This window comes from Desulfurella sp. (genome assembly GCF_023256235.1).
Taxonomy (GTDB): Bacteria; Campylobacterota_A; Desulfurellia; order Desulfurellales; family Desulfurellaceae; genus Desulfurella.
In genome coordinates, this window is record NZ_JAGDWY010000002.1 from 6,941 (window position 1) to 8,523 (window position 1,583).

At 31.8% G+C, this 1,583-nt stretch carries 3 protein-coding genes; 1 reads left to right on the top strand and 2 read right to left on the bottom strand.

The features are described from left to right. A partial coding sequence (locus tag Q0C22_RS00395; RefSeq protein WP_291490120.1) for a metallophosphoesterase occupies window positions 1-548 on the top strand: 548 nt, incomplete at its 5' end. A 33-nt stretch (window positions 549-581) separates the two neighbouring features. Here the strand turns inward: Q0C22_RS00395 and Q0C22_RS00400 are convergent. Continuing rightward, entirely contained in the window at window positions 582-1,250 is a 669-nt protein-coding gene (locus Q0C22_RS00400; protein WP_291490121.1) for a septal ring lytic transglycosylase RlpA family protein, read from the bottom strand. Then, on the bottom strand, window positions 1,247-1,583 hold a 337-nt coding region (locus Q0C22_RS00405; RefSeq protein WP_291490122.1), incomplete at its 5' end, for a hypothetical protein. The genes Q0C22_RS00405 and Q0C22_RS00400, both read right to left, overlap by 4 nt.

Genomic DNA, 1,583 nt, shown 5'->3' on the forward strand with positions numbered 1-1,583 from the left:
TAATAGCAGGTGGAGATATTATTGATTCATCAATTGATGGCATAGAACATAATATTCAACCACTAAAAACAATTGAAGCTCCCATGCGTAAATTTGCAGTACTTGGCAACCATGAGTTTTATAGAGGTGTAGATAGATGCCAAACACAGCTTGAAAAAGTTGGTTTTTTTCTCTTGAGAAACAAATGTATTAAAATCAATAACTTCTTAAGCATAGCAGGTATAGACGATGAAACTATAACAGATAAAGAAAACTCCGATATTTTAAACAATTGCGACAAAAAAACATTTATTATTTTTGTCAAACACAGACCACTAATAAAAGAAAAAGATTTTAATTTATTTGATTTGGCTTTATGCGGACATACGCATGCTGGTCAAATGTTTCCATTTACACTTATAACAAAAGCATTTTATCGCAATAGAGATTTTGGATACTTTAAAATAAATGGTTCGCATTTAATTGTAAGCAGTGGCGTTGGCACATGGGGACCACCATTTAGAATTTTTTCTAAATCTGAAATTGTTGTAATTAATATATCATCCTGAGCAAAACGAAGAGTCTACTTTTAAGAAAAATAATTAATCTTTTGCTACTATAAAATAATCCTTAACTATGGAACTTACTACGTTTTGAGCATACATTTGCGCTTGTTGCTGACTATCAAATATACCAACTCTTACTCTATAATAAGTTTCTCTTCCTGTATAAAAACTACTTATATAAACTAGATTGAAATAGCGAGATAGATAGTTTCTGTAATCAAAAGCATTTTTAAAATCGGTAAATGCCCCAACCTGTATTGTAAATTTTTCATTTGCTGCAAGCACATAATAATTAGGAGACACAACAGTAATTTTTACAGGAACAACCCCTGCTTGCAACATACCAAGTTGTTTGGCCGCCTCATAAGATAAATCAATTATTCTTCCATGAACAAATGGACCCCTATCATTTATCTTTACAACGGTTGAGCGATTATTGTCTAAATTTGTAACTCTCACATAAACATTCAAGGGCAACGTCCTGCTTGCCGCTGTTAATTTATACATATCAAATATTTCACCGCTTGCTGTTAATTGACCTTGAAATTGTGGTCCATACCACGATGCTAACCCTTCCTCTGTATACCCAACATTAACAGATTTCATAGGGTGTATAGAAGGCGTTGAGCTTACAAATGGAATATAAGAACAACTTTGCATATAAAAGCTAACCAAAAAAATAACCAAAAAAAACAGCTTTTTCATATAAGTTTTTTCAATGTAGATTCTATTTTATCAACCTCTAAATCGGGGTTAATTTTATCATAAATTTTGATATTAACCTTTTGATTTTCTTGTATAGTTATTTTTCCAGGGGGCATAACATTTTCGCTGCCTTCTATCTTTACTGGTATTATAGGTAATTTGAGTTTTTTTGCAAAATAAATCCCACCACTTTTAAAAGCCTTAGTGTGTTTTCTTGTTCCATATGGAAAAATTGCAAAAGCAACATCGTTTTTTTTATCCTTAAAAAATCTTCTAATCATCAAAGCTGAGTGCAAAACAGAGCCCCTATCAACGCATACAGCTCCAGTTTTT

Coding starts and splice junctions, on each gene's coding strand:
- Q0C22_RS00400 (WP_291490121.1), bottom strand. CDS start 1,250: ATGAAAAAGCTGTTTTTTTTGGTTATTTTTTTGGTTAGCTTTTATATG.